Raw genomic sequence first — 2,537 nt, 5'->3', positions numbered from 1 at the left:
GGAGAAGGATGACGAGGGTCGGCGGCAGCATCGTCAGCAGGGCCGCGTTCATCAGGAGATGCCAGGTCGGCAGCGAGTCGGCCTGCGGCATCAGCTTCTTCAGCCCGATCACGGCATTGGCCATGGCGGGCTCGGTGGTGAGCAGCAGCGGCCAGAGATACTGGTTCCAGCCCATCAGGAAGAGGATGATCGCGAGCGCGACGATGTTGGAGCGCGAGAGCGGCAGCAGGATCAGGCGGAAGAACTGCCAGGGGCTGGCGCCGTCGATACGGGCGGCCTCGCAGAGTTCGTCCGGAATGGTCAGGAAGAACTGGCGGAACAGAAAGGTCGCGGTGGCCGAGGCAATCAAGGGCAGGATCAGGCCGGAATAGCGGTTGACCATGTTCCAGTCGAGATCGACCAGGACCTGCATGCCGAGCCATGAGCCGAGGATGTTGAGCGGCAGGGCGACATTCGCCGCCGATTCATAGGTCGGGACGATGCGGACCTCGATCGGCAGCATCAGCGACATGAAGATCAGCCAGAACACGGTCAGCCGGAAGGGAAAACGGAAATAGGTGACGGCGAAGGCCGCGATCACCGAGACCGAGAGTTTTCCGATGGTGATGCCGCTGGCGATGATGAAGGAGTTGAGCAGGAGCCGGCCGAAATTGGCGCTGCTCAACACGGTCTCCAGATTCGTGAAATAGGCGTCGCCAGGCAGCCAGGACATCGGCACCCGCATGACCTCCTGCTGGGTCAGCGTTCCCGTGACGAAGACGAAATAGAGCGGCAGGCAGACGAGTGCTGCGCCGACCAGCAGGATGAGATGGCAGACGACGTCAAGGACGGGCGTGCGCTCGTTCATGCTCAGGCGCTCCCCTTACACGCTGTAGTTCACGCGCCGCTCGATGAAGCGGAACTGCGCATAGGTGAGGAGCAGGGCCAGCCCCATCAGGATCACGGACTGGGCGGCGGACGAACCGAGATCGAGCGTGACGAAACCGTCCTGATAGACCTTGTAGACCAGGATCGAGGTCGCTCCGGCCGGGCCGCCGCGCGTCGTCGCGTCGACGATGGCGAAGGTCTCGAACAGCCCGTAGACGAAATTGATGACGATCAGGAAGAACAGCGTCGGCGCGATCATCGGCAGCGAGATGCGCAGGAACCGCTGGATCGGCCCGGCCCCGTCGAGATAGGCGGATTCCAGGATCGAATGGGGCACCGAAAGCAGCGCCGCGACCAGGAAGATGTAGTTGTAGCAGATGTGTTTCCAGGACGCCGCCATGACGATCAGGGCGAGCGCATGCGAGGAATTGCGGTTCGGATCCCAGTCGAAGCCGAGCCCCTGCAGCATATGGGCGACCGGGCCGACGCGCGGGTTGAACAGGAAGGCGAGCATGATGCCGGCGATCGCGGGCGCGATCGCATAGGGCAGCAGCAGGATGGTGCGGTAGGCACCGCGCCCGCGCAGGATGTGGTTCGAGGCGAAGGCGAGCAGCAGCGCGAGCGACAGCGTCAGCACGTTCTGCGCGACGGTGAACACGACCGTGACCTGGACCGAGGACCAATAAACGCTGCTGCGGAACAGCCGCTCGAAATTCTGGAAGCCGACCCATTGCGTCGTCGCGCCGAACGGATCGGTGAGCTGGAACGCCTGGATCAGCGCCCTGACGGAGGGGATGAAGAAGAACAGCAGGAGGATGAAGAGCTGCGGCGCCAGCAGCCAGAAGGGCAAGCGCCATTCCGTGAAATGGGCCCGCTTCAACCCGCTCTCGGCCTGCCCGTCGGAGAAAGCCGGAGCAGTCCGGCGCCGCAGCGGCCAGCGCAAGCGCCAGCCGCCGGCAGCCGCCGCGGGAAGCTCCGCCGCGCTATTTCTTGCCAGCATTGAGCTGCTCGTAGCGGCGCAACGACTCGTTGCCGCGCGAAACGGCATCGTCGAGCGCCTGCTGCACCGGCTTGCGGCCGAGGAAGGCGGCCGAGACCTCTTCCATGATCGCGACATTGATCTGGTTGCTGTTGCCGATACGGAAGCCCAGAGAATTGTCGCTCGGCGTGCCGCGCATCAGCTGCACGACCGCGATCTCGCGCGTCGGGTTCTTCTGGTAGTAGCCCTGCGCCTTGGCTGCGTCATAGGCAGCGACCGTGACCGGCACATAGCCGGTGGCCTGGTGCCACCAGACCTGCGTGTCGGTCTGGGCCAGGAAATTGTAGAAGGCGCCGATCGCCTTGTACTTCTCCGGCGTGTGCCCCTTCAGGGTCCAGAGCGCCGCGCCGCCGATGACGCTGTTCTTCGGCGTCACACCCTGCTCGAAGGGCATCTCGGCCGCGCTCCAGTCGAATTTGGCAGCGGCGACGACGGCGGCATGCGAGGCAGTCGAGGCGATGATCGTCGAGCATTCACCCGAGGTGAAGAGCTGGATCGGGATGACGCCCTGCCCCGCGAGCTGCATCACGCCGGGGCCGATCAGGCGCTTCATCCGCTCGACCTGGCCGACGAGCTTGCCCTTGTTGAAGACGAAGCTGGTGTCGAGCCCGTCCATGCCGTTGCGCTTGGT

3 protein-coding genes are annotated in these 2,537 nt (G+C 64.4%); all 3 read right to left on the bottom strand.

All coding sequences use genetic code 11. The annotated features are described in order from the left end of the window. On the bottom strand, window positions 1-847 hold an 847-nt coding region (locus AC1DRP_RS36175; protein ID WP_476771097.1), incomplete at its 3' end, for an ABC transporter permease subunit. A gap of 15 nt (window positions 848-862) precedes the next feature. After that, a complete protein-coding gene (locus AC1DRP_RS36170; RefSeq protein WP_441488380.1) occupies window positions 863-1,867 on the bottom strand; it encodes an ABC transporter permease subunit in 1,005 nt (334 codons plus the stop codon). Further along, window positions 1,851-2,537: extracellular solute-binding protein (locus AC1DRP_RS36165; protein ID WP_476771096.1), on the bottom strand; the 687-nt coding region annotated here is incomplete at its 5' end. The genes AC1DRP_RS36170 and AC1DRP_RS36165, both read right to left, overlap by 17 nt.

Source organism: Allobosea sp. 01N443 (assembly GCF_056399325.1).
Note: the sequence above shows the minus strand (reverse complement) of the source record. Positions and strands in the feature narration are given on the sequence as shown.